The sequence below is a fragment of the Ammonicoccus luteus genome (assembly GCF_050880385.1).
Classification (GTDB): domain Bacteria; phylum Actinomycetota; class Actinomycetes; order Propionibacteriales; family Propionibacteriaceae; genus Enemella.
Genome location: NZ_JBNZCI010000001.1, coordinates 589,271 through 613,428 on the forward strand (window position 1 = coordinate 589,271; position 24,158 = coordinate 613,428).

The window sequence follows — 24,158 nt, forward strand, 5'->3', positions numbered from 1 at the left end:
CGCCCAGTCTAACGACCGCCGGCGAGCCGGGCCCGTTCGACGACGTGCGGAAGCGCCGCGACCAGCCTGGTGAGATCAACCGCGGTCGTGTTCCACCCGAACGACAGCCGCAACGATTCGCGCGCCTGGTTCTCGTCCCGACCCATGGCGAGCAGCACAGGACTCGGCTGGTGTACGCCGGCCGTGCACGCGGATCCCGTGGAACAGTCGAAACCCTCGGCGTCCAACAGCAGCAACAGATCGTCGGCCCGGGCACCGGGGAACGAAACATTGAGGATTGCCGGCGAACCCGGGCGCCCGTTGACCACGCCCCCGAAGAGCCGCACCGCATAGCGCATCCGCTCGACAAGCCGTTCGAGACGCGCGGATTCGTCGTCGAGATCGCGCACCGCCCGATGGACTGCGGCCGCGAACGCGGCGGCGAGCGCCGGGGCCGCGGTCCCCGAACGCAGGTCGCGTTCCTGGCCACCACCGAAGGCGTACGCGCGCAATGGCAACTCCCGGCGCACCAGCAGGGCGCCGATCCCGATCGGACCGCCGATCTTGTGGGCGGACAGGGACAGAAGGTCCAACTCCGACTCCGCGAACTGGACGGGCACGTGCCCGACCGCCTGCACCGCGTCGCTGTGCACCCACGTCCCTGCGGCGCGTGCGCAGGCGACCACTTCGTCGATCGGCTGGATCGTGCCGGTCTCGTTGTTCACCCACATGACCGAAGTGAGTTGGGTCGGCGTCTCCAGCGCGCTCGCCAACGCGGCGATATCAAGGAGGCCCTCGTGGTCGACCGGCACGATCGCGACATCGGCGCCCTCGCGGCCCAGCGCGGCCATCGTCTCGGCCACCGCCGGATGCTCGACCGCGGACCGAACGAGCCGGTCACGGCGTGCGATCGTGCCGCGCGGTCGGGCCCGCCACGCCCCTTGGATCGCGAGGTTGTCCGCCTCGGTGCCGCCGGAGGTGAACACAACCTCCGTCGGGTGGGCGCGGAGGTCGTCCGCGATCTGTTCCCGGGCGTCCTCCAGCACCGCACGCGCAGCACGCCCCGCCGCATGCAGCGACGAGGCGTTGCCCGCGAGCCCCAGCCGCGCGGTGAGCGCAGCAGCAGCCTCGGGCACCATCGGTGATGAGGCGGCGTGATCCAGATAAGACCGCATTGGCGAAAGCCTATGCTTCGAGGCCCCCGCCGGGCCACGCAGGAATCAGCCTTTCTGCTTGCGCACACCTTCGGTGACGGCCGGGAGCACCTTGTGAAGGTCGCCGACGATGCCGAGGTCGACCATCTCGAAGATCGGGGCTTCCTCGTCCTTGTTGACGGCCACGACCGCCTTGGACGTCTGCATGCCGGCCCGGTGCTGGATGGCACCGGAGATGCCGGCGGCGACATAGAGCTGTGGAGAGACGGTCTTGCCGGTCTGGCCGACCTGGTAACTGTGCGGATACCACCCCGCGTCCACCGCCGCGCGGGAGGCACCGACTGCCGCGCGCAATTCGTCCGCCAGCGCTTCGACCGCGGAGAAATCACCGCCGGTGCCGCGACCGCCGGAGACCACGATCGCGGCCTCGGTCAACTCGGGCCGGCCGGAGGCGGCCTTCTCCTCGGAGGCAGCGATGCGCGCGCCCTTGGCGGCGTCGGGAATCTCGACCGCGAGCGTTTCCACCGTCCCGGCCGCCGGCGCGGGCTCCGGAACGCAGCTGTTCGCCTTCACCGTCACGACCGGGATCCCCCGCGTGACCTCTGCTGCGACCGTCCAGTTGCCGGCGAAGACCGATTGGACCGTGCCCTCGGCGGTGACATCGACCGCATCGGTGATCAACCCGGCATCGAGCTTCACGGCCAGCCGGCCGGCAATCTCCTTGTTGTCCAGAGTCGACGTCAACAGGACGGCGGCAGGTGCCTTGGCCTCCACCACCTGGGCCAGAGCCTCTGCCTTGGGGGCCACCAGGAACTCGGCCAGGGCCGGGTCGGTGATCTCGACCACCGATCCGGCTCCGAACTCCCCGAGCGTGCTCGCGACGTCACCAGCCGCACCGAACACAACCGCGACAGGATCGCCGAGACGGCGAGCGATCGTGAGCAACTCCAGCGTGGGCTTCGCCACGCGGCCCTCGGCGACCTCGGCGACGACTACGACATTCGACATGCGCTGTTCTCCCGTGCTTCTCAGAGGTATTTGCCGGCGGACAGGAAGTCGACGAACTCCGCCGCTCCGGACCCGTCGGAATCGGTGACGATGCGGCCCGCCTCCTTGGGCGGGCGCGGGGTGGTCTGCGTGACCTTGGTCGCGGCGGCCGCGAGGCCGACCTCGTCCGCCTCGATGCCCAGGTCATCGAGGTCCCACTCCTCGACCTTCTTCTTCTTGGCCGCCATGATTCCCTTCATCGAGGGATAGCGGGCCTCGCCCGACTGGTCGGTGACCGAGACGATCGCCGGCAGCGAGGCCTCGATCCGCTGGGAGGCGGCATCGCCGTCACGCCGGATGGATGCCACGTTGTTCTCGACCTTCAGGTCGACACCGAACGTGGCCGCCGGCCAGCCCAGACGTTCTGCGAGCATCGCGGGAATCACGCCCATGCTGCCGTCGGTCGACGACATGCCGCACACGACCAGGTCAGGGGCGATCTTCGTGATGGCGGCGGCCAAGATCTTGCTGCTCGCGAGAGCGTCCGAGCCGTGGATGTCGTCGTCGTTGATATGCACGCCCGCGTGGGCACCCATCTGCAGGGCCTTCTTGATGGCGTCTGCGGCGTCGTCGGGACCCATCGTCAGGGCGATGATCTCGACGTCGTCCCCGGTCTCCGCGACGCGCAACGCTTGCTCCACCGCATATTCGTCCAGTTCGGACAGCAGTCCGTCGGCTGATTCGCGATCAACCGTCCCGTCGTCGGCGAACTCGCGGTCGCCGGTCGCATCCGGCACGTGCTTGACCAAGGTGACGATCTTCATCTCTCTCCACTCTGAAAGGACGTTCGGCGCCGGCGGCGCATGGACAACTATAAGTTACTGGTCAGTACTGGACAATGCCCAGCCGCTTCCGATTGTGCGGGAACCTATTTGTCGACCGACCCCGCACCGCGGCCGCCTCGCTGCGTCCTCGGACCTCCCGACCCCGCCTGTCGGGCTCACGGGGGCAGTTCACCCCCAGCCGGGTACAATCGCCCGGCTGCTGCCGTCTATCTCGGAGGAACAATGGCCCGGATCCTGCCCGCCCCGCACGACTCGAGCCAGTTGGGCGCCCGGCTGACCGAGGACGGCTGCCATTTCGCGCTCTGGGCACCGCGGGCGAAGCGTGTCGAGCTCGCGCTGGTCGCCGAGGACCGGAGCCAGGTCAACTACGACATGACCATGCGCTACGACGACGGGGTCTGGGCGGTTTTCGTCCCGCACGTGCGGCAGGAGCAGCGCTACGGCTTCCGCGTGCACGGCGACTGGAACCCGAGCGACGGCGCCCGGTTCAATCCGGCGCGCCTCCTGCTCGACCCGTACGCCAAGGCGATCACCGCCGGCGTCGACTACAACGGGCCGATTCTCGACCACCCCGCGCACGATGACTACGAGCTCGACCCCACGGACTCCTCGCGGGCGGTTCCGCTCGCTGTGGTCGTCGCCGACAGCCCGCCCCCCGTGCCGATCGCCCACCGCAAGCCCCTGAGTGACTCGGTCATCTACGAGGTCCATGTCAAGGGCTTCACCCAGAATCATCCGGCGGTGCCGGAGCACATCCGGGGGACGTACGCCGGCATGGCCTATCCCGCGGTCATCGAGCACCTGCTCGACCTCGGCGTGACGGCGGTCGAACTGCTGCCCTGCCACCACTTCGTCTCCGAACCCTTCATCGTGGGCCGCGGGCTCACCAACTATTGGGGCTACAACAGCATGGGCTTCTTCGCACCCCACGCTGCGTACTGCTCCGTCGGCACCCTCGGCCAGCAGGTCAACGAGTGGAAGCAGATGGTCTCGGCATTCCACGAGGCCGGCATCGAGGTCATCCTCGACGTCGTCTACAACCACACTGGCGAGGGCGGCCACGAGGGCCCGACCCTGTCGTTCCGGGGCATCGACCACGGCGGCTACTACCGACTCACCGAGGACCGCCGCAACGACTACGACGTCACCGGGTGTGGCAACTCCGTCGACACGTCGGTGACCGGCGTGCTCGACATGATCATCGACTCGATGCGCTACTGGGTGACCGAGATGGGCGTCGACGGCTTCCGCTTCGACCTCGCCTCCGAACTGATCCGCGACGGTCACCACCACGTCGACCAGGAGCATCCGTTCAAGCGACGCATCGCGGCCGATCAGGCCTTCGACGACATCAAGATGATCGCGGAGCCGTGGGACGTGGGGCCGTATGGCTATCAGGTCGGCAACTGGGGGCCGGGCTGGAGCGAGTGGAACGACCGGTTCCGCGACTTCACCCGTGACTTCTGGCGCGGCCAGGTGTCCGGGGTGCAGGAGCTCGCGAGCCGCCTCTCCGGATCGGGCGACCTGTTCGACACCCCGGGCCGCTCCCCCGCCGCCTCCATCAACATGGTGACGGCGCACGACGGGTTCACCCTCCGTGACCTGGTGAGCTACAACCACAAACACAACGAGGCCAACGGCGAGGACAATCGGGACGGCTCGGACGACAACCGGTCCTGGAACTGCGGCCACGAGGGCGAAACGGACGACCCCACGGTCAACGCGCTGCGCCACCGCCAGGCGAAGAACATCATGGCGACGATGTGCCTGGCGACCGGCGTGCCCATGATCACCGCCGGCGACGAGATGGGCCGCACCCAGGACGGGAACAACAACGCCTACTGCCAGGATTCACCGATTTCCTGGGTGTCCTGGGACACCAAGGAGGAGTGGCAGGATCTCTATTCGATGACCCGCGAGATCCTGCGGCTCCGCACGGACCACCCCGTGTTGCGGCCGGAGCGCTATCGCTATCACGACGAGGTCCGCGACGCCGACGGCAATGGTCTCGGTCGGGTGGAACTGACCTGGTTCAACGAGGCGGGCAACGAGATGGATCCGGGCAACTGGCACGATCCGGGCCGCCGGACGCTGGCGATGTACTGCAGCGACAGCGACGAAGCCTTCCTCACGTATCTGCACGCCAGCGCCGAGGGCGTCGACGTCACCCTGCCCGGGGAACCGTGGGCCGTCGACTATCGCGTGATGGTCCACAGCGGTTTCAACGGCGAGTTCCCGGACGCCGAGCATGTCCTGCCGGCCGGCTCGATCCTGCATCTCCCCGGTCGCAGCGTCGCCTTGTTGCAGGCCACCGTCCTGGCTCCCTCAGAGCCCGAGGAGTCCGCCGCGGCCCAGGGCAGTGCGACCGCTGACGACGCAGGTGCGGACCCCGATTCAGGGGACGGCGGGGACGCGCTCGAGACCCCCGCGGAGGCGGGCGCCGAGCTCGATGTCGAGGCGGTGTCCGACGGCCTCGCCGGGGACGAGGCGGATCAGGTCGAGGGCTGACATCTCGGCCTCGGTGTAGTCGGACTCCGCATACAGCGGCACGCGACTCGGCTTCGTCAGCCCCAGCACTCCCGCGAACGGCCCGCCCGAGCGGGAGTGGTAGGACATGTTGCCCGGCTGTTCGGAGTCCGACAGCACATAGTCGGCGATCTCGACCCGCCCGTTGCCCTGGTTCGGGGTGTCGAGGCACGGGGCGAAGAACGCGAGGTTCCAGGCGATCGCGACCGTCTCACGACGGGTGAGCTCGAGCAGGGGTCGCGTGATGGGTACGCGAGGCTGCGCGACCACGAACGCCGTCTCCTCGCCCGTTTTCGGATCGGGGCGGGCCGGGCCGTCCGATTCGGCGATGATGCGGAAGCGCTCGACGTCCGCGCTGGGGTGGAGCCGGATGTCGCTGAGATCCGACATGGCCAGGGTCTTGCGGGTCGGGGTGAGCGCGCGCTGTGTGCCGGTGTCGTATTCGACGGTCACCCGGTGCTCCCCATCGATGCCGCCGACCGCGATCACCAGCGGCCAGCGGCCGTCCCGGACGCCGGCAGGCAGATCGAACCAGCCCGTTTCCAGCCGGTCCGCCGCGACCGGGTCCGCGGCCCAGGCGAGCAGGCCGGAGGTGGCGGGCTCGGTGAAGTGATCTCCCGTCGTCGGGAGCGCGCCACGCCCGGGGTCGGGCTCATAGTGCAGGGACCGCTCCAACTTGCAGGACTCTCCCGTGAGCACCGAAACAGCCGCGGACATGAGGGTGTAGCGGTCCTGCCCGCGCGTCAGCGCGGCCTGGGCGAAGTTGGCGTACTGCGAACCACTCAACAGGGCCAGCCCCAAGGCGTACGCCATCGCCACGCGCCCCGAACGCCCACGCAGACCGCCTGCCCGACCGCGTCGGACCAGCCAGGCGGCGAGCAGCAGGCCCGCCAGGACGACGAACGGCCACAGTGGAACCGGCCCGAGCGCCAACGGGTTCTTGTCCAGCAGGAGGCCGAGGGTGGACAGCTTCCACCACGTGTTGTTGTGGTGCATCGCCAGTCCGACGACCGCGAGCGAACCGCCGAGGAGGAGGCCGGCGGCAGCACCGTGCGCCCGCGCTGTGGCGCCGCGCGCGAGCACGTGCGCCCCCACCGCCATGGCCAGCGGCCCCAGGAGGAGCAGGGCCCCGAAATGGTGCGGCAACTTGGTCGGACCGAGCAGCATGACCACGAACAGGGCGACCGCACCCCCGACCACCTGGATCGCGACCTGCCGGTTCACGCCGGGCAGGCCCGACCGGTCGCGACGCCGCAGTCGCCACAGCATGAAAACCAGGGCGACCACGCTGAGATAGACACTGAACTGGCGCGCGGCGAACGACCACCAGAGCTTCCAATAGCGCTGATAGTCCTCCCAGAAGGGATAGATCGGTCCGAACTCCGTCCGCGCCCTGTTCGACGACAGGACGCTGGCCAGACTCTGGTCGGCAAACATGAGCAGCACGACCGCCCCCAGGGCCGCGAGCCACGCGATGGCGACGGCTGCGGCGCGGAGTGGTGTCGGACGCAACCAGCGCCACAGCTTGGGCGCGGCAATGACGAAGGGAGCCACTGCCAGCAGACCGGTGGGCCCCGCGCCGACGGTGAGGCCGGCGACGAGCGCACCGATCAACAGCGGCGCGATCGCGCGGCGGTGCAGCGCATCGAGGACGCACAGCAGCACGATGCCGCTGCCGAGGGCGAAGAAGATCTCCGGGCGCAGGGAGTTCGCGAACACCAACCACAGCAGGGTGAAGCCGGCGGCGAGGGCTACCCGGGGCGCCCGGGTCGATCCCGCAGCCGGGTCCGGCAGCAACCGAGGCACCAACCCGTGGCGCACGAGGAGCCAGGCCGCGACCGCGAGGAGGGCCGGCAGGAGCCGGAGCCAGAATGGTTCCATCGACAGCGCACCCCAGCGGGCATAGATCTCGTAGAACCAGCCGAACGGTGCCTCCGGCGCGTTGTTCCAACGAACGTAATTGCCGACATAACCGCTCATGTCCGGTGTCCGGATGATCTGCGCGATGAAGCCGTCATCGTCGGTGGCACCGCCGACCACCACACCCACGACGATCGCGCCCAACACCACGACGTCGTCCACTCCGTAGCGCGGGCGGACAGGACGCCACCGCCGGCGTGGGCGGTCCCCGAGGGCCGCCAGCGCCAACGCGACCGCCAGCAGCGCAGCACTGACCGTGCCCACGACCACCTTCACCGAGGAGGGGGACGAATCCCACTGCGTGTCGGCGACAACGGTGGCCCGGACCCCCCTCGCCTGCGGTCCCGCGGTCAGCGAATCGAGTGCCGGCCGCAGGTCGCCGTCGTGACGAAAGATCTCGCTTCCGTCGGCGGTGACGACCACGGCCCGGTCGTCGACGTCCACCACCAGTTCACCGCAATCCCCGGGCACCGGTGTGCGCAGGGTTTCACCGCGCAGGGTGAGGGACAGCACCCCGTCCGCGAGGGTGATCCGGCCGCGGGCGGCCTGCATGCCCTCGTCCACCGCGCGGACCGTGTCGAGCAACTGGCCGGGATTGCTGCCGGCGGTCGCGCAGTCCACCGTGAGGATGAGCCGTTCCGGTCGATAAGGGCTGAGCGGAAGTGCTGCCGCACCCTCGCCGTCCCAGTGATAGGCAGCCGTGTGCTGCACCACGGGCAGCGTCGGGAACACCACCATCCCGAGCCCCGCCAACAACGCGAGGACCAGCACCGCAGGCCAGCGCTCCGGTTGTGGCCGCGACCGCCGGGCACGTGCCACGACGCGGCGCAGCGCCGTCTCCGGCCGCTCCACCACGGAGCGCGGCGCGTGCGAGGCTGGGTCGGTCACGACGCCGATCCTAGGTCGTCAGCCTCCCGACGCCACGGTGACGCCCCCAGTCGCTCAGAACCCGCCCAGTGGGAGGGTGGCCACCCCCAGTTCGGCATCGGACACGAGCAACTCGTGACGGGGCACCACCCGCACGGTCAGACCGATCGGACCCGTGTGCCGGGCCTGTTTGGTGATCGAATAGCGGCGATAGCCGTCCTCGGCCTCGGTCCAGGACTCCATGGGATAGCGGCGCACGTCATGGAGTTCGTCGTGATCGTCGACCGGACCCGCGACCAACTGCACCTCGACGTCCTCGGGATGCAGCTCGCCGAGCCGGACGAGCGCGCTGACCGGGAAGAGATCGTTCACCTCAACGGTCCCGCCGGCGGATTCCAGCTCGACATGTTCCACCCGCACCTGCGGCCACGCCGCCCGGACCCGACGCTTCCACTGGGCCAGCTCCGTCGCTCGGTCCGCGGTGATGAGCCTGTCCGCAGCGGCGGCCGGGGCGTACAACTTTGTGACGTAGTCCCGAACCATCCGCGACGCCAGGACCTTCGGGCCCAGCCCCGCGATCGTGTCGCGGATCATCTGCACCCATCGCTGTGGGACACCGCTCGAGTCGCGGTCGTAGTAGCGGGGGACGATCTCGTTCTCGATCAGCTCGTACATGAACCGGGCCTCGACGTCGTCGCGCGCGACCGGGTCCGAGATGTTCTCGGCCGACGGGATCTCCCAGCCCCAGTCTGCCCCGAACCACTCATCCCACCACCCATCCCGGATCGACAGGTTGGCCGCACCGTTCAGGGCCGCCTTCATGCCCGATGTGCCGCAGGCCTCATAGGGCCGCAGCGGGTTGTTGATCCAGACGTCGCACCCCGGATAGAGCGGGCGTGCGAGCGACATGTCGTAGTCCGGCAGGAACACGATCCGGTGCCGGACTTCCTCGTCGTCGGCGAACTGCACCATCTCCTGGATCAGCGATTTGCCGGTGTCGTCGGCGGGGTGGGCCTTGCCCGCGATCACGATCTGGATCGGCCGCTCGGGATCGAGCAGCAACCGCTTGAGCCGGTCCCGGTCGCGCAGCATGAGCGTGAGGCGCTTGTAGGAAGCGCCGCGACGCGCGAACCCGAAGGTCAGGATGTGCGGATCGAGCGCCGAGGAGACCCAGTCGCTGTTGATGCCCCGCGCGCGACAGCTGGCCGCCAGCCGCTCGCGGGCCATGTTCACCAGATCACCTCGCATCTGTCGCTTGAGCGCCCAGATCGTGTGGGGATCGACGCGCTCCAGCGCGGACCAGTCGTAACCGTCGATGACGCTCTCGGTGTCCGACACGGGGCTCTCCAGCAGTTCCTGCAGCTCCGGATGGACCCACGTCCGATGGTGCACCCCATTGGTGATGGACCCGATCGGCACCTCGCTCGTGTCGAAGGCCGGCCATAGCCCGTGGAACATCTCCCGGGACACCTCGCCGTGCAACTGGGACACCCCGTTGGCCCGCTGCCCCAGCCGGAAGCCCATCACCGCCATGTTGAACCGACCCGGATCGCCGCCCGTGAAATCCTCCGTCCCGAACCCGAGGATGCGCTCCAGCGGCAGATCGCCGAAATCCTGGAATTGGTCGACGATCAACTCCCGAGGGAAGCGGTCGATGCCCGCCGCCACCGGCGTGTGCGTCGTGAACACGTTGCCGGCGCGGGTCTTCTCGACGGCCGAGTCGAAGTCCATGCCCTCGTCGATATATTCCCGGATCCGCTCCAGCCCGAGGAAACCGGCGTGGCCCTCGTTGCAGTGATAAACGTCGGGCGCGGGGTGGCCGGTGATGCGGCAGAACTCCCGCAGCGCCCGCACGCCACCAATGCCGAGAAGCACCTCCTGGGCGAGGCGGTGGTCGCTGCCACCGCCATAGAGACGGTCGGTGATCTTGTGCATGTCGTCGTTGCCCTCGACGTCGGCGTCGAGCAGCAGCAGCGGCACGCGGCCCACCTGGGCGATCCAGACCGCGGCCCACAGGCGGCGACCGCGCAGTTGCACATCGATCGTGACCTGACGCCCGGACTCATCGGCCAACGGGCGGATCGGCAGGGAACTGGTGTCGAGACTCGGATACCACTCCTGCTGCCAGCCGTGCGAATTCAGCGTCTGGCGGAAATAACCGTGGCGATAGAGCAGGCCGACCCCGATGATCGGCACCCCGAGGTCGGACGCGGCCTTCAGGTGGTCGCCGGCGAGGATGCCGAGACCGCCCGAATAGATCGGGAGCACCTCGGAGATGCCGAACTCCGCGGAGAAATAGGCGATCGCGTTCGGGGCGTCCGTCTCCTGGGCGTACCCCTGGTACCACAGCTCACCCCCCAGATATTCGTGGAGGTCGGCCTGCGCCCGCTGCAGGTTGCGGACGAACCGGTTGTCGGCGGCCAGGACCTGGAGGCGGTCCGGCGAGACCTGGGCCAGCAGCTGGATCGGATCGCCCTTGGTGGTCTCCCACAGCACGGGGTCGATGGCCCGGAAGATCTCCTTCGTCTCCTGGTGCCAGGCCCAACGGAGGTTGGTCGAGAGTTCTTCGAGCGGCTTGAGCGGGTCCGGCAGAACCGGCTGGACAATGAAACGACGGATGGCACGCACGTTCAGCACGCTACCGCCGAAGACGCCGGAATCCCGGCGAAGTGGCGAAAGCCGTCCCCGGTCACGGCAGGAATGGGTCGGCTGCACAGAGGTGGCCGACCCCGCTAGTTTGGATCCCGTGACTGCGAACAGTTCCGGGACCTCTCGCCCGTCGACCACCACCCCGCCGGCGCTGACCCCCACCACCCTGTCCTCCGAGCTCGGTCACGTGATCGGGCGCATCCCCGTCACCAAGGTCTCCCCCGTCCTCGAGGGCGGGGCCTATGCCGCCAAGGCAGCCGTCGGCGAGCTCGTGCCGATCCGCGCGACCGTGTTCCGGGAGGGTCACGATGCCGTGGCCGCGACCGTGGTGCTCACCGACCCCGACGGCCGTGTCACCCGTGCCCGCATGGAGAAGTGCGAGCCTGCGGGCTTCGACCGCTGGGAAGCGCTCGTGCGCCCCGAGCAGGAGGGCCTCTGGACCTTCCGCGTCGAGGGCTGGGACGACCCGTGGGGCACCTGGACCCACCACGCCGAGGTGAAGCTTCCCGAGCGCATCGACGTCGAGCTCGTCTGCGGGGAAGGCCGGTTGCTGTTCAAGGAGGCCGCTGAGGCGGCGTACGCGGGCGGCTCGCCGGGCGCCGGCAAACGGCTCGAGAGTCTGGCTGATCGCTGCGAGCCCACCGTCGACGTGCGCTATCTGATGCATGACCTGCTCGGCGAGGAAGCTGACGAGCTCATGCAGAAGTTCGGTCCGCGGCGGCTGGTGTCCCCGACCCCGGACTATCCGTTGTTCGTCGACCGTGAGCGCGCGCTCTTCAGTGCGTGGTATGAGTTCTTCCCCCGTTCCCAGGGCGCCACCCAGGACCCGGAGACGGGTGTCTGGACGTCCGGCACGTTCGACAGCTCGCACGAGCGCCTCGAAGCGGCCGCGGACATGGGTTTCGACGTCGTCTATCTCCCGCCGATCCACCCGATCGGTGACCAGTTCCGCAAGGGCAAGAACAACACGCTGACCCCGGCGGCCGGGGACCCCGGCTCCCCGTGGGCCATCGGCAACACCGCGGGTGGCCACGACGCGATCCATCCCGACCTCGGCGACTGGGCCGCGTTCGACCGGTTCGTCGCGAAGGCCAAGTCGCTCGGCCTGGAGGTCGCGCTCGACTTTGCCCTCCAGGCGTCACCGGACCATCCCTGGGTGACCGAGCATCCCGAGTGGTTCACCGAGCGAATCGACGGCACGATCGCTTATGCGGAGAACCCGCCGAAGAAATACCAGGACATCTATCCGATCAACTTCGACCGTGACCGCGAAGGCATCTATGCCGAGTGCCTGCGCATCCTGCGGGTGTGGATCGACCGCGGCGTGACGATCTTCCGGGTCGACAACCCGCACACGAAGCCGGTCGAGTTCTGGGCGTGGTTGTTGGCGGAAGTACGCCGGACGAACCCCGAGGTGCTGTTCCTCGCGGAGGCGTTCACCCGGCCCGAGATGATGCACATGCTGGGCAAGGTCGGCTACCAGCTGTCCTACACCTACTTCACCTGGCGCAACGAGAAGTGGGAGTTGGAGGAATACCTCCACGAGTTGAGCCAGGAAATGGACACCTTCTATCGCCCGAGCTTCTGGGTCAACACCCCCGACATCAACCCGAAGTTCCTGCAGACCTCGGGTCCTGCGGGCTTCACCATCCGGGCCGTCCTCGCCGCCACGCTGTCGCCCAGTTGGGGGATGTATTCGGGGTATGAACTCTTCGAGCACGCGCCGCTGCGGCTCGGGGGTGAGGAATACCTCGACTCCGAGAAATACGAATACCGGCCGCGGGACTGGTCGGGCGGGGCGTACGGGAATCTCAACACGCTCATCCGCCTGCTCAACGAGGTCCGCCGGGCCGAGCCGGCGCTGCAGCAACTGCGTCAGATCACCTTCCACCACGTCCCGAACGCGCAGGTGATGGCCTATTCCAAGCACGACGGGGATTCCCACGTGCTGGTCGTGTGCTCGCTGGACCCGCACAACATCCAGGAGGCCGAGGTCTACATCGAGATGGAGGCCTTCGGCGCCGGACCGGACGCGCTGCTGGATGTGCGCGACGCGATCACGGGGGCCGAATACCGCTGGGGCGCCAAGAATTTCGTGCGGCTGACCCCTGCGGACCCGGCCCACGTTTTCGTTGTCTCCCCCGCCTGACCGCGCCTGTCCGGGGCGGCTGCCCGCGCCCCGGGACTCGAACGAGGACCTGTGAACGAGAACCGATCCGCGCTTCCCGATGAGCCCATCCTGGATGCCACCGCCGGCATGGACCCCCATGACCACGAATGGTTCAAAAAGGCGGTCTTCTACGAGGTAATGGTCCGCAGTTTCCGCGACTCCAACGCAGACGGCATCGGCGACCTGGCGGGCCTGTCGGAGAAGCTGGACTATCTCCAGTGGCTCGGCGTCGACTGCCTCTGGCTGCCGCCGTTCTTCCCGTCCCCGCTCGCGGACGGCGGTTACGACGTCTCGGACTACACTGACGTGCTGCCCGCACTGGGCACGCTCGATGAGTTCAAAGAGTTCGTCGCCGGCGCGCATGCCCGTGGCATCCGGATCATCACCGACTTCGTGATGAACCACACCTCGGACCAGCATCCGTGGTTCCAGCAGTCGCGCTCGGACCCCGCCGGACCCTACGGCGACTTCTATGTCTGGGCCGACGGCGTTCCCGAGGGGTCGGAGGACCCGACCCGCACCCCGGTGCGCGTGCCCGGGGACCCGCAGGCGTACGCCGATGCCCGCATCATCTTCCTCGACACCGAACCGTCGAACTGGACCTATGACGAGGTGCGGGGCCAGTACTACTGGCATCGCTTCTTCCACCACCAGCCCGACCTGAACTTCGAGAACCCCCGGGTGCTGGCCGAGATCATGGACGCGATCCGCTTCTGGCTGGACCTCGGCATCGACGGATTCCGGTTGGATGCGGTGCCGTATCTGATCGAGGAGGACGGGACCGACTGCGAGAACCTGCCCGGCACCCACCGGATCCTCAAAGAGGTCCGGGCGATGATCGACGCGGAGTTCCCGGGGCGGATCCTCCTGTGCGAGGCCAACCAATGGCCACAGGACGTGGTCGAATATTTCGGGGACGACGACGAGTGCCACATGGCCTTCCACTTCCCCGTCATGCCGCGCCTTTTCATGGGCCTGCGCAGGGAATCCCGCGAGTGCATCTCCGAGATCCTGGCGGCGACACCCGCCATCCCACCCGGCTGCCAGTGGGGCACGTTCCTGCGTAACCACGACGAGCTGACACTCGAAATGGTCACGGAGGAGGAGCGGAACTACATGTGGGCCGAGTACGCCCCCGATCCCCGCATGGTCAGCAATCTCGGCATCCGGCGGCGGCTCGCCCCTCTGGTCGACGGGGACATGCGGCGTGTCCACCTCCTCCACGCACTGCTGCTCGCCCTGCCGGGGTCGCCGGTGCTCTACTACGGCGACGAGATCGGCATGGGCGACAACATCTGGCTGAACGACCGCGACGGCGTGCGCACGCCGATGCAGTGGAACTCGTTCGAGGGAGCCGGCTTTTCCGACGCCGCCGAGGAGCACTTCTTCCTGCCGTTGATCCAGGATCCGCGCTATGCGCCGGCGGGTGTGAACGTCGAGCAACAGATGCTCGATCCCGGTTCGCTGCTGATCTGGCTCCGCGCGCTGCTCGTCATCCGGCGCAACCACCCGCTGTTCGGGCTCGGTGACTTCACCGACCTCGGCGGGGACAACGAGAAGGTCTTCTCGTTCCTGCGGAGCCACACCGACACCGACGGCCGGCAGATGTCAGTGCTGTGCGTCAACAACCTGTCTCCCGAGCCGCAGACCGTGGCCCTGGACCTGTCGAGCTTCACCGGTCTCGTCCCATACGACCTCCTGCGCGACGACGACCATGCGATGATCCAAGCTGGCCCGTTCGAACTGGAGGTCGCCGGTCACGGATTCCTGTGGCTGCGCATCATGGCCGACGATCCGGACCTGCCCGAACCCGATCCGGGCCCCGGAACCGCCGCCGCCAGCACCACGATCGAGGAGGACGATCTCGCCATCGACTCCGTCCCGGCCACCTGAAGGAGAAGGATGCAGAAAGCGTCACCGGACCACGCCCTTCCGTCCGTCGCGGAAGTGGTCGAGGCTGCCCTGCCCCGCGCGCGCTGGTTCGCGGGCAAGGGCAGCGCCGTCCGAGTCCGCGCGCTGGTGGCGCTGCCGTGGCTCACTGGGCCCGACCTCCCAGCGGTGCGGCTCGAGATCGCCGAGGTCGTGAACGCGGACGATCCGCGACGGGTCGAGCACTATCTGGTCCCATTGTCCTATCGCAGCGCCTCCGACCCGATCGGTCCCGGCCTCGGCGTGGCGACCCATGCGAGCCTCGGCCCTGTGTCGGTGCACGACGCGACCGCCGACCCCTATGCAGGTGACGTCCTGCTGCAGTTGGTCGCCTCACCCCACGAGATCACCGGCGACGACGTGCGGCTCGTGTGCTCGGTGCTGGACACCGGACGCCTGCGCCCGGGGCTCCCGGCCCGACGGTTCGGTGGCGAACAGAGCAACACCTCGATCATGTTCGCCGACGTGGCGATGCTGAAGTTCTTCCGACGGCTCGAGTTCGGGGGCGAGAACCTCGACATCGAGATCCACCGCGAGCTCGCGGGTGGTCCCGCGGCCGCCCGGGTCGCCGGACTGATGAGCTGGCTCACCGCGGAGTGGACCGACTTCACCGGCCGGGAGCGGCGGGCGGACCTGGGCATGCTCGTCGAACAGGTGCCCGGCGCCGCGGACGGCTGGGATCTCGCCGTCACGAGCGTGTCCGACAAGACGGACTTCTCCGAGCAAGCGGCCGAGCTCGGACACGCGCTCCGGGAGGTCCATGCCGGGCTGGCGGAGGCCTTCGGCACCACTGTCGTCTCCGGGACCGAGCAGGCCGCGGCAATGCGACAACGACTGGTGGCCGCCATCGCCGACGTGGACGAGATCACCCCTTTGCACGGCGCCCTCGACAGCCGCCTCGCGCGGTTGGGCGATGTGCAGCAGACCGTGCAGCGGATCCATGGCGACTTCCATCTCGGACAGGTGCTCCTGGCCCGCAAGGGGCCCCGGCCCGGGTGGCGCATCATCGACTTCGAGGGTGAGCCGCTGAAGACACTGGCCGAACGCCGTGAACCCGACACGGTCTGGCGTGACGTCGCCGGGCTGCTGCGCTCGTTCGACTATGCGGGCGCCTTTGCCGTCCGTTCCGACGGAGCGGATCCGCACATGGCGTCGGCGTGGGTGGCCGCCTGCCAGGAGTCGTTCCTCCGGGCGTACGCCGGGCGAACCCTCACCCCCGACGAGCAGCACATCCTGCAGGCCTATCAGATCGACAAAGCGGCCTACGAGTGCCGCTACGAGAAGCGCAATCGGCCCGATTGGCTCTCGCTCCCCCTCGCGGCACTTGCCACGCTCGCCGCTGACTCGCACACCGCTCAACCTCGGGCGGCCACCCGCCCCCACGGCACCGAACCGCACGCTTTCGAAGGAGACAACCATGGGCGCTGATCGCCATGGCGGACTGCACGGCTGGGACTTCGAGGGGTTCCACAGCGGCGGCGACACCGAGTTGTGGAAGCGACTCGGATCGCACGTCGTCACGATCCCCGGGAATGACGGCGCGGAGGTGAGCGGCACGCGGTTCACCGTGTGGGCCCCGAACGCCCGCGAGGTGCGCCTCGTCGGCGAGTTCAACGGCTGGAACGCCGACGCACACCCCATGGAGTTGATTCCGGGGTCCGGGGTCTGGGGACTGTTCGTGCCCGGGGTGGGTGCGGGGGCGGTGTACAAGTACAAGATCCACGGCGCCGACGGCCGGTGGGTGGACAAAGCCGACCCGATGGCTCGGTTCGCCCAAGGCATTCCGGACACCGCATCGATCGTGTGGGAGAGCTCCTATCAGTGGGGCGACGACGCCTGGCTCGCCAAGCGTGCGGCCTCCCACCCCCATGCTGAGCCGATGTCGATCTATGAGGTCCACCTCGGTGGCTGGCGCCCGGGCAAGACCTATCGCGAGCTCGCGGACGAACTCGTCGAATACGTGACCTGGCAGGGCTACACCCACGTCGAATTCTTGCCACTCGCCCAGCACCCCTATGCCCCGTCCTGGGGCTACCAGGTGACGGGCTACTACGCACCGATGTCGAACTTCGGCACCCCGGACGAGTTCCGTCTGCTTGTCGATCGGCTCCACCAGGCCGGCATCGGCGTGATCATGGACTGGGTGCCCGGGCACTTCCCGAAGGACGACTGGGCCCTCGGGCGCTTCGACGGCACCGCCCTCTATGAACACTCCGACCCGCGGCAGGGCGAACAGCCCGACTGGGGCACCTATGTGTTCAACTTCGGCCGCAACGAGGTCAAGTCATTCCTGGTGTCCAACGCGCTGTATTGGATCAAGGAATTCCACATCGACGGTCTGCGGGTCGATGCCGTGGCGTCGATGCTCTATCTGGACTATTCGCGCGGCGACGACTGGGTGCCGAACGCCTACGGCGGCCGGGAGAATCTCGAGGCCGTCGACTTCCTGCGCTATGTCAACAAGCACCTGTACGAGCGCGAACCCGGCTGCATGATCATCGCCGAGGAATCCACGTCGTGGCCGGGCGTCACCAAACCCGTCCACCACGGCGGCCTCGGCTTCGGTTTCAAATGGAACATGGGCTGGATGAACGACACCCTCAGCTATCTGCGCGAGGAGCCGATCAATCGGCAATACCACCACAACAAGATGACGTTCGCGATGATGTACGCCTTCTCCGAGAACTTCGTCCTGCCCATCAGCCACGACGAGGTCGTCCACGGCAAGGGGTCGATGATCAACAAGATCCCGGGCGACGACTGGCAGAAGTTCGCGACGCTGCGCGCCTACTACAGCTTCATGTGGTCGTTCCCCGGCAAACAGTTGGTGTTCATGGGCAACGAGTTCGGCCAGCGCAAGGAATTCGACGAACACGCCGGCCTGGAATGGTGGGTATCGGAACTGTGGGGCCACCGCGGCCTCCAGTTGCTGTTCCGCCGGCTCAACGAGCTCTATCGCGAGCACCCCACCCTGTGGGAGTTGGATTCCGATCCGCAGGGGTTCCGCTGGATCAACGCCGACGACGCCGGGGGCAACGTATTCACGTTCCTGCGCTTCGACGAACAGGGCAATGCGCTCGCTTGCGCAGTGAACTTTTCCCCCGTCCCCCGGAGCGACTATCTCGTCGGTCTGCCCCACAGCGGCCGCTGGGCCGAGGTGCTCAACACCGACGCCGAGGAATTCCACGGCTCCGGCCAGTGGGGCAATCAGGGCGAGGTGCAGGCCCACCAAGTGCCGACCCACGGCTTCGAACACAGCGCGGAGATCACCGTGCCGCCACTGGCCGCCGTGTGGCTCACCTGGGACCGCAGCAGCGTGGTGGAGGGTGACGCGGGCCTGCAGTGACCGTGGCCACGGGGCTGGCACGACGCTTCGTGACAGCCCCGGTCACGCGATCAGAACAACGCGCTGGCGAGCTTGCGCCGAAACGTGAGGACCGCCGGGTCCGTGGGACCAACCGTGTCGAACAGCTCCAGGAGTCGGACGCGGGCCGTCTCCCGGTCATCTCCCGCTGTGCGCCGGATGACGGCCACCAGGCGCTCGAAGGCGCCCTCCACGTTGCCCTGAACCATGTCGAAGTCCGCGGCCGCCAGCTGGGCCTCGATGTTGTCGGGCTCCGAGGCCCCACGCGTGAGCTCCGAACCGTCGAGGGTCGCGGCCCGGGCCAGCAGACCGGCCTGGGCGTGACCGACCTGGGCCTCGGTGTCGTTCGGGGTCTCCTTGAGGAGCTTGTCGAATTCGGCGCGGGCCGTCGCGAAGTCCCCGGCCTCCATCGCTGCGTACGCCGCATCGAACCGCGGGTCGCTCGGGCGCGCGGGAGCACCGCCCTCGCCCTCACCGTCCTGCGGCCCGGCCACCGGATCCGCCTTGCCGACGATGCCGTTCGCCACCGCTGCCTGGAGCACCTGATCAATGACCGCCAGGAGGTTGCGCTTGGGCTGGACACCCTGGAACAGCGGCGCTGCCTGACCGCCCAACAGCGCGATCACCGTGGGCAGCGCCTGGATCGACAAGGCCTGGGCCAACTCGGGCGCGACGTCCGCATCGACCCGGGCGAGGAGAACCTTGCCGTCCATGCCGTTCACAACCTCGGCGAGGTCGTTGCTCATCACCGTGCCACCCTGTGCGCGGGCCGAGGTGAACTCGACAAGGACCGGATGCTTGACCGACAAGCGGATCATCGCGTCGAAGTCCTGCGGGGTGCGCATCTCGGTCACATAGCTGGGGCCCGCGCTCCCGCTCGCACCTTGGCCGGGGGGCTGCTGGGCGAGGGACGACAGGTCGACCGCTCCGGGGCGGCTGAAGCTCTCTGAGGTCATGCGGCCCATTGTTGCAGGTGGCCCCGAGGGGGCCCGTGCCCAGGGAAAACACCCGGGAGGCTACCCGGACGCGGCCGGGTGAATACGATGCCCCTATGGCTCATCCGCGTGCTGGCACAGTCGCCCTCCCCGAAGACCTCATCGATGTCGACGCCGTTCTCGGCGCCTATTACGACCTCACCCCGGACCCCGACAACCCGGAACAGCAGGTGTCCTTCGGCACCTCCGGCCACCGGGGGTCGAGCCTGGACACCAAGTTCAACGAGTTGCACATCGCGGCCACGACGCAGGCGATCGTCGAATACCGCGCCGGGCAGGGCATCGACGGGCCGCTGTTCCTCGGCAAGGACACCCACGCCCTGTCGCTGCCCGCCTGGCAGACCGCCATCGAGGTCCTGGTCGCCCACGGCGTCGCCGTGCACGCCGAGCGGGAGCAGGACTACACCCCGACCCCGGCGGTCTCCCGGGCCATCATCGTCCACAACGCGGGCTCCGGCGCGCGCGCCGACGGCATCGTCGTCACCCCCTCCCACAACCCGCCGCGTGACGGCGGCTTCAAATACAACCCGCCGCATGGCGGCCCGGCCGACACCGACGCCACGTCCTGGATCGCCGACCGCGCCAACGAGTTGATGCGCGACCCGGCACAGATTCGGCGCACTGCCTATGACCGCGCCAAGGCGGACGTGACCACCCACGACTATCTGACCGCCTATGGCAACGACCTCGCGAACGTGCTCAACCTGGACGCGATCCGGGAGGCCGGAATCCGGATCGGTGCGGATCCGATGGGTGGGGCGTCGGTGCAGTATTGGGGCTGGATCGCCGACCACCTCGGTCTCGACCTCACGGTCGTCAACCCCAGGGTCGACCCCACCTGGGCGTTCATGACCCTGGACACCGACGGCAAGATCCGGATGGACTGCTCCTCCCCCGACGCCATGGCCAGTCTCATCGCCAACCGCGTCGACTATCAGATCGCCACCGGCAACGATGCCGACTCCGACCGACACGGCATCGTGACCCCGGACGCCGGCCTCATGAACCCGAACGCCTATCTGGCGGTCGCGATCGAATATCTGTTCAGCCACCGTGAGGGCTGGTCCGCCAACGCAGGAATCGGCAAGACGCTCGTGTCGTCCAGCCTCATCGACAAGGTCGCCGCCGAGCTCGGTCGGCGCCTGGTCGAGGTGCCGGTCGGCTTCAAGTGGTTCGTGCCCGGCCTCGGTGACGGGTCGATCGGGTTCGGCGGCGAGGAATCGGCAGGCGCGTCGTTCCTGACCCTCGACGGCCACACCTGGACCACCGACAAGGACGGCATCATTCTCGGTCTGCTGGCGAGCGAGATCCTCGCGGTCACCGGAGAGAGCCCCAGCGAGCGCTATGCGGCGATCGAGGCACGCAACGGGGCGTCCGCGTACGCGCGCATCGACGCCGACGCCAACCGCGAGCAGAAGGCCCGCCTCAGCAAGCTGTCGTCCGCGGATGTCACCGCCACCCAGCTGGCCGGCGAGCCGATCACCCAGATCCTCACCGAAGCGCCGGGCAACAACGCCCCGATCGGCGGCCTGAAGGTCGTGACCGAGAGCGCGTGGTTCGCGGCGCGGCCGTCGGGGACCGAGGACAAGTACAAGATCTATGCGGAGTCCCTGCGCGGCACCGATCACTTGGCCGAGGTCCAGGCCGAGGCGAAGGCTGTGGTCGACGGAGTGCTGGGTGGCTGAGCGGACGCGACCGGTCGCCCTCATCACGGGCGGCACCCGCGGCATCGGACGAGCGATCGCCGACGTCCTGGCCGTCGACCACCGACTGCTGATCGGCGGGCGGGACCGCGAGCGCTGTGCGGAGGTGGCAGCCGGCTATCCGGACGCCGTCGGCTGGCCGGCTGACGTGACCGACGGGGCGGCGGTGAGCGCAGCGGTCGAGGGGATCGAACGGCTCGACGTGCTCGTCCACTCGGCCGGCGTTGCCGAGGGCACGGTCGTCTCGGACACCCCTCGAGAGGCATGGAAGCGCGTGCTGGAGACGAACGTGGTGGCGGTCGCCGACCTCACCCGGTTGCTGCTGCCCGCGCTGCGCGCAGCGGGTGGTCAGGTGGTCCTGATCAACTCCGGCGCGTCGATGCGTCCCGTGCCCGGCAGCTCGGTCTATGCGGCGAGCAAGGCGGCTCTGACCTCCTTCGGCGATGCGCTGCGGGAGGAGGAACGCGGCCGCGTCCGCGTGTGCTCCGTGCACCCCGGCCGGGTGGACACCGACATGCAGATCGAACTCCAGGCCCGGAAGGGCCGGGCCTACGACCCGAGCGAGCACCTGCGACCGGAGTCGATCGCCGCCGCGGTGCGGTTGGCTGTCGATGCCTCACCGGAGGCAATGCTCGAGTCGATGGTCATCCGGCCGGCGTTCGGCTAGGCGGGCGGAGGTCGCTCGCACTCAGATCCGCGGCGTCGGCAGCGGCCCGTCCAGGAGCAACTCGGGGGCGCACCGCTCGACCGTGGCCGACGCCCAGACGAAGGCCCCGGTCACGGTCTTCCGGTCGTGCCGGGCGAGCCTCGACCGGAACTCCGTCAACGTGAGCGGCACCAGTTCCAGGTGCGGTTCCGCGCCGTGGAGGCCGTCGAAGAGGTGCTCGTTGTAATGGAACCGGCCGGTCTCCCAGACGTAGGTCCAGTGGCACCACCCGTCGTGCGTGAGACGTGCGAACCAGTTGATCCGCGCGTCCGCCGGCACCGGATCGCCTCGCTCCGCCGGGGCCCGCCGGTCGATCACGGCGTAGACCTGCGGGAGATGCCGGGCCAGACAGAACTCCCGGCCGGCGACGACCGGATGCCACGCGTCGCGTTCCTGGCCGGCCCGGAACGCGGTGACCTTGCGGGCCAACTCCTGTCGTGTGCGGTCGACGGCAGCCCCGTCCTCGCTGGCACCGTGTGTCGCGAGCCTGTCCAACTGGCCGGACATCAAGGCCGCCATCCGGGTCAGCGTGCCGACGCCATGATGAACGAACTGTCGGGTGGCCACCGGCCGGGAGATCAGATCCCAATCGATGATGCGGTCGGCCAACTCGTCCTCCTGCCGGGTCCGGGGTTCAGAAGCGTGCGGGTTCGGCGTACTCCCCCCACTCCGCCCGCAAGGCATTGCAGATCTCGCCCAACGTCGCCTCCGCGCGCACGGCGGCGAGCATCGGTTCGATGAGGTTGTCGCTGCCCCGCCCGGCGGTCACCATGGCGTCCAGCGCTGCGGTGACGGCGCCGTCGTCCCGACTCGCCCGCCGCTCGGCGAGCACCCGGACCTGCTCCCGCTCGACCTCGTGGGAGACCCGAAGGATCTCCAAGTCCCCGGTCACCGATCCCGGATGGCAGTTCACGCCGACGACCCGTTTGGCGCCGGACTCGAGTTGCGTCTGATACGCGTACGCCGACTCGGCGATCTCCGCGCTGAACCAGCCGTCCTCGATGCCGCGCAGCAAGCCCGCGGTGATGGGACCGATCGGATGGCCGCCGCCGCGCTCACCGAGCTCACGAATGCGGGTGAAGATCGCCTCGGCCTCCTCCTCGAGACGATCGGTGAGCGCCTCCAGATACCACGACCCACCCAGCGGATCCGCCACGTTGACCACCCCGGTCTCCTCGGCGAGCACCTGCTGCGTCCGCAGCGCGATCTCCGCGGCTTGCTCACTGGGCAGCGCCAGCGTCTCGTCGAGAGCGTTGGTGTGCAGCGAGTTCGTTCCCCCGAGCACAGCGGCCAGTGCCTCGACGGCGGTGCGCACCACGTTGTTGTACGGCTGCTGCGCCGTCAGCGACACCCCCGCCGTCTGGGTGTGGAATCGCAGCCACTGCGCCCGTTCCGTGCGCGCCCCGAAATGGTCGCGCATCCAGCGGGCCCAGATCCGCCGGGCCGCCCGGAACTTCGCGATCTCCTCGAAGAAGTCGATGTGGGCATCGAAGAAGAAGCTCAGCCCGGGTGCGAACGTGTCGACATCCAGTCCGCGCGACAGGCCGAGTTCCACATAGCCGAAGCCGTCAGCGAGGGTGTACGCCAACTCCTGCGCCGCCGTCGCCCCCGCTTCCCGGATGTGATAACCGGAGACCGACAGGGGCTTGTAGTCGGGCATTCGCGCGGAGGTGTATTCCATGAGGTCACCGATCAGCCGCAGGTGCGGTTCGGGGGCGAACAACCATTCCTTCTGCGCGATGTATTCCTTGTAGATGTCGGTCTGCAGCGTCCCGTTCAGGGTGGTCGTGTCGACGCCGGCGCGTTCCGCTGCCACCACGTACATGCAGAAGATCGGGATCGCCGGGCCGGAGATGGTCATGGAGGTCGTGACCGCGCCCAGGTCGATGCCGTTGAACAAGACCTCCATGTCGGCCACGGAGTCGATCGCGACGCCGCAGTGCCCGACCTCACCGAGCGACCGGGGATCGTCGGAGTCGCGGCCCATGAGCGTGGGCATGTCGAAGGCCACCGACAGGCCACCGCCACCGGCATCGAGGATCATCCGATAGCGCTCGTTGGTCTGGTGGGCATTGCCGAAGCCGGCGAACTGGCGGATCGTCCAGGGCCGTCCGCGATAGCCCGTCGCGTACAACCCCCGGGTGAACGGGAACTCCCCCGGCCAGCCGATCCGCGGCATGCGCTCATCGGACGACTCGTCGGCGGGCCCATAGACGGGCTCCACCGTTTCGCCGGACAACGTGGTGAAGTCGCGGTCGCGGACCTTGCCGGCCGCGACCGCCGCATCCCAGGCAGCGATCCAGCGTTCGCGTCCAGTGGTCCCCATGGCTGCCTCCGTCGGTCGTCGTTGACCCTCCCCAGAAT

Annotated in this window: 14 protein-coding genes and 1 pseudogene; 7 read left to right on the forward strand and 8 right to left on the reverse strand. The window is 68.4% G+C overall.

What is annotated here, in order from left to right; translation table 11 throughout:
* Positions 1-8: 8 nt before the first annotated feature.
* Genes ACQ260_RS02765 through ACQ260_RS02775 form a run of 3 tightly spaced genes read right to left on the reverse strand, consistent with a single transcriptional unit; the run spans position 9 to position 2,944 of the window.
* A complete protein-coding gene (locus ACQ260_RS02765) occupies positions 9-1,154 on the reverse strand; it encodes a cysteine desulfurase family protein (protein ID WP_432557868.1) in 1,146 nt (381 codons plus the stop codon).
* A 45-nt stretch (positions 1,155-1,199) separates the two neighbouring features.
* The gene (locus tag ACQ260_RS02770; RefSeq protein WP_432557869.1) at positions 1,200-2,141 is read right to left on the reverse strand and encodes an electron transfer flavoprotein subunit alpha/FixB family protein; all 942 of its coding nucleotides are present in this window, start codon (positions 2,139-2,141) and stop codon (positions 1,200-1,202) included.
* 20 nt (positions 2,142-2,161) lie between these two features.
* Positions 2,162-2,944, reverse strand: coding sequence for an electron transfer flavoprotein subunit beta/FixA family protein (locus ACQ260_RS02775; RefSeq protein ID WP_432557870.1), 783 nt, complete (start codon positions 2,942-2,944; stop codon positions 2,162-2,164).
* 243 nt (positions 2,945-3,187) lie between these two features.
* Between ACQ260_RS02775 and glgX the strand changes: the two are divergent.
* A pseudogene (gene glgX / locus ACQ260_RS02780) lies at positions 3,188-5,299 on the forward strand (glycogen debranching protein GlgX); the annotation flags it as partial.
* 60 nt (positions 5,300-5,359) lie between these two features.
* Here glgX and ACQ260_RS02785 read toward each other — a convergent pair.
* Entirely contained in the window at positions 5,360-8,299 is a 2,940-nt protein-coding gene (locus ACQ260_RS02785; RefSeq protein WP_432557871.1) for an arabinosyltransferase domain-containing protein, read from the reverse strand.
* Positions 8,300-8,353: 54 nt separating this feature from the next.
* Complete coding sequence (gene glgP, locus ACQ260_RS02790; protein ID WP_432557872.1) at positions 8,354-10,906, reverse strand: alpha-glucan family phosphorylase; 2,553 nt, start codon at positions 10,904-10,906, stop codon at positions 8,354-8,356.
* Between glgP and ACQ260_RS02795 the strand changes: the two genes are divergently transcribed.
* The 4 genes from ACQ260_RS02795 (at position 10,884) to glgB (ending at position 18,372) form a co-directional block, all read left to right on the forward strand.
* Positions 10,884-13,076: an alpha-1,4-glucan--maltose-1-phosphate maltosyltransferase gene (locus ACQ260_RS02795; protein WP_432557873.1), complete on the forward strand. Its 2,193-nt coding sequence runs from the start codon at positions 10,884-10,886 to the stop codon at positions 13,074-13,076. The genes glgP and ACQ260_RS02795 overlap by 23 nt on opposite strands.
* 108 nt (positions 13,077-13,184) lie before the next feature.
* On the forward strand, positions 13,185-14,990 hold the full coding sequence (gene treS, locus ACQ260_RS02800) for a maltose alpha-D-glucosyltransferase (protein ID WP_432558355.1): 1,806 nt from the start codon (positions 13,185-13,187) through the stop codon (positions 14,988-14,990).
* Between the two features lie 9 nt (positions 14,991-14,999).
* On the forward strand, positions 15,000-16,454 hold the full coding sequence (locus ACQ260_RS02805; RefSeq protein ID WP_432557874.1) for a maltokinase N-terminal cap-like domain-containing protein: 1,455 nt from the start codon (positions 15,000-15,002) through the stop codon (positions 16,452-16,454).
* Entirely contained in the window at positions 16,444-18,372 is a 1,929-nt protein-coding gene (gene glgB / locus ACQ260_RS02810) for a 1,4-alpha-glucan branching protein GlgB (protein WP_432557875.1), read from the forward strand. The genes ACQ260_RS02805 and glgB overlap by 11 nt, the downstream gene beginning before the upstream one ends.
* A 50-nt stretch (positions 18,373-18,422) precedes the next feature.
* Here the strand turns inward: glgB and ACQ260_RS02815 are convergent, their stop codons facing one another.
* Positions 18,423-19,346: a co-chaperone YbbN gene (locus ACQ260_RS02815; RefSeq protein ID WP_432557876.1), complete on the reverse strand. Its 924-nt coding sequence runs from the start codon at positions 19,344-19,346 to the stop codon at positions 18,423-18,425.
* A gap of 95 nt (positions 19,347-19,441) precedes the next feature.
* Here ACQ260_RS02815 and pgm point away from each other — a divergent pair, with 95 nt between their 5' ends.
* Both pgm and ACQ260_RS02825 read left to right on the forward strand, forming a co-directional pair.
* Positions 19,442-21,070 carry a phosphoglucomutase (alpha-D-glucose-1,6-bisphosphate-dependent) gene (pgm, locus tag ACQ260_RS02820; protein ID WP_432557877.1) on the forward strand — a complete coding sequence of 543 codons (1,629 nt, stop codon included), beginning with the start codon at positions 19,442-19,444 and terminating at the stop codon, positions 21,068-21,070.
* Positions 21,063-21,755, forward strand: a complete 693-nt coding sequence (locus ACQ260_RS02825) for an SDR family oxidoreductase (protein ID WP_432557878.1) — start codon at positions 21,063-21,065, stop codon at positions 21,753-21,755. The genes pgm and ACQ260_RS02825 overlap by 8 nt, the downstream gene beginning before the upstream one ends.
* Positions 21,756-21,776: 21 nt before the next feature.
* Here ACQ260_RS02825 and ACQ260_RS02830 read toward each other — a convergent pair whose 3' ends face one another.
* Together ACQ260_RS02830 and icmA are read right to left on the reverse strand one after the other, a co-directional pair.
* Entirely contained in the window at positions 21,777-22,403 is a 627-nt protein-coding gene (locus ACQ260_RS02830; RefSeq protein WP_432557879.1) for a hypothetical protein, read from the reverse strand.
* 25 nt (positions 22,404-22,428) lie between these two features.
* Positions 22,429-24,120 (reverse strand): coenzyme B12-dependent isobutyryl-CoA mutase large subunit, encoded by a 1,692-nt coding sequence (gene icmA / locus ACQ260_RS02835; RefSeq protein WP_432557880.1) that lies wholly within the window; start codon positions 24,118-24,120, stop codon positions 22,429-22,431.
* Positions 24,121-24,158: the final 38 nt, after the last annotated feature.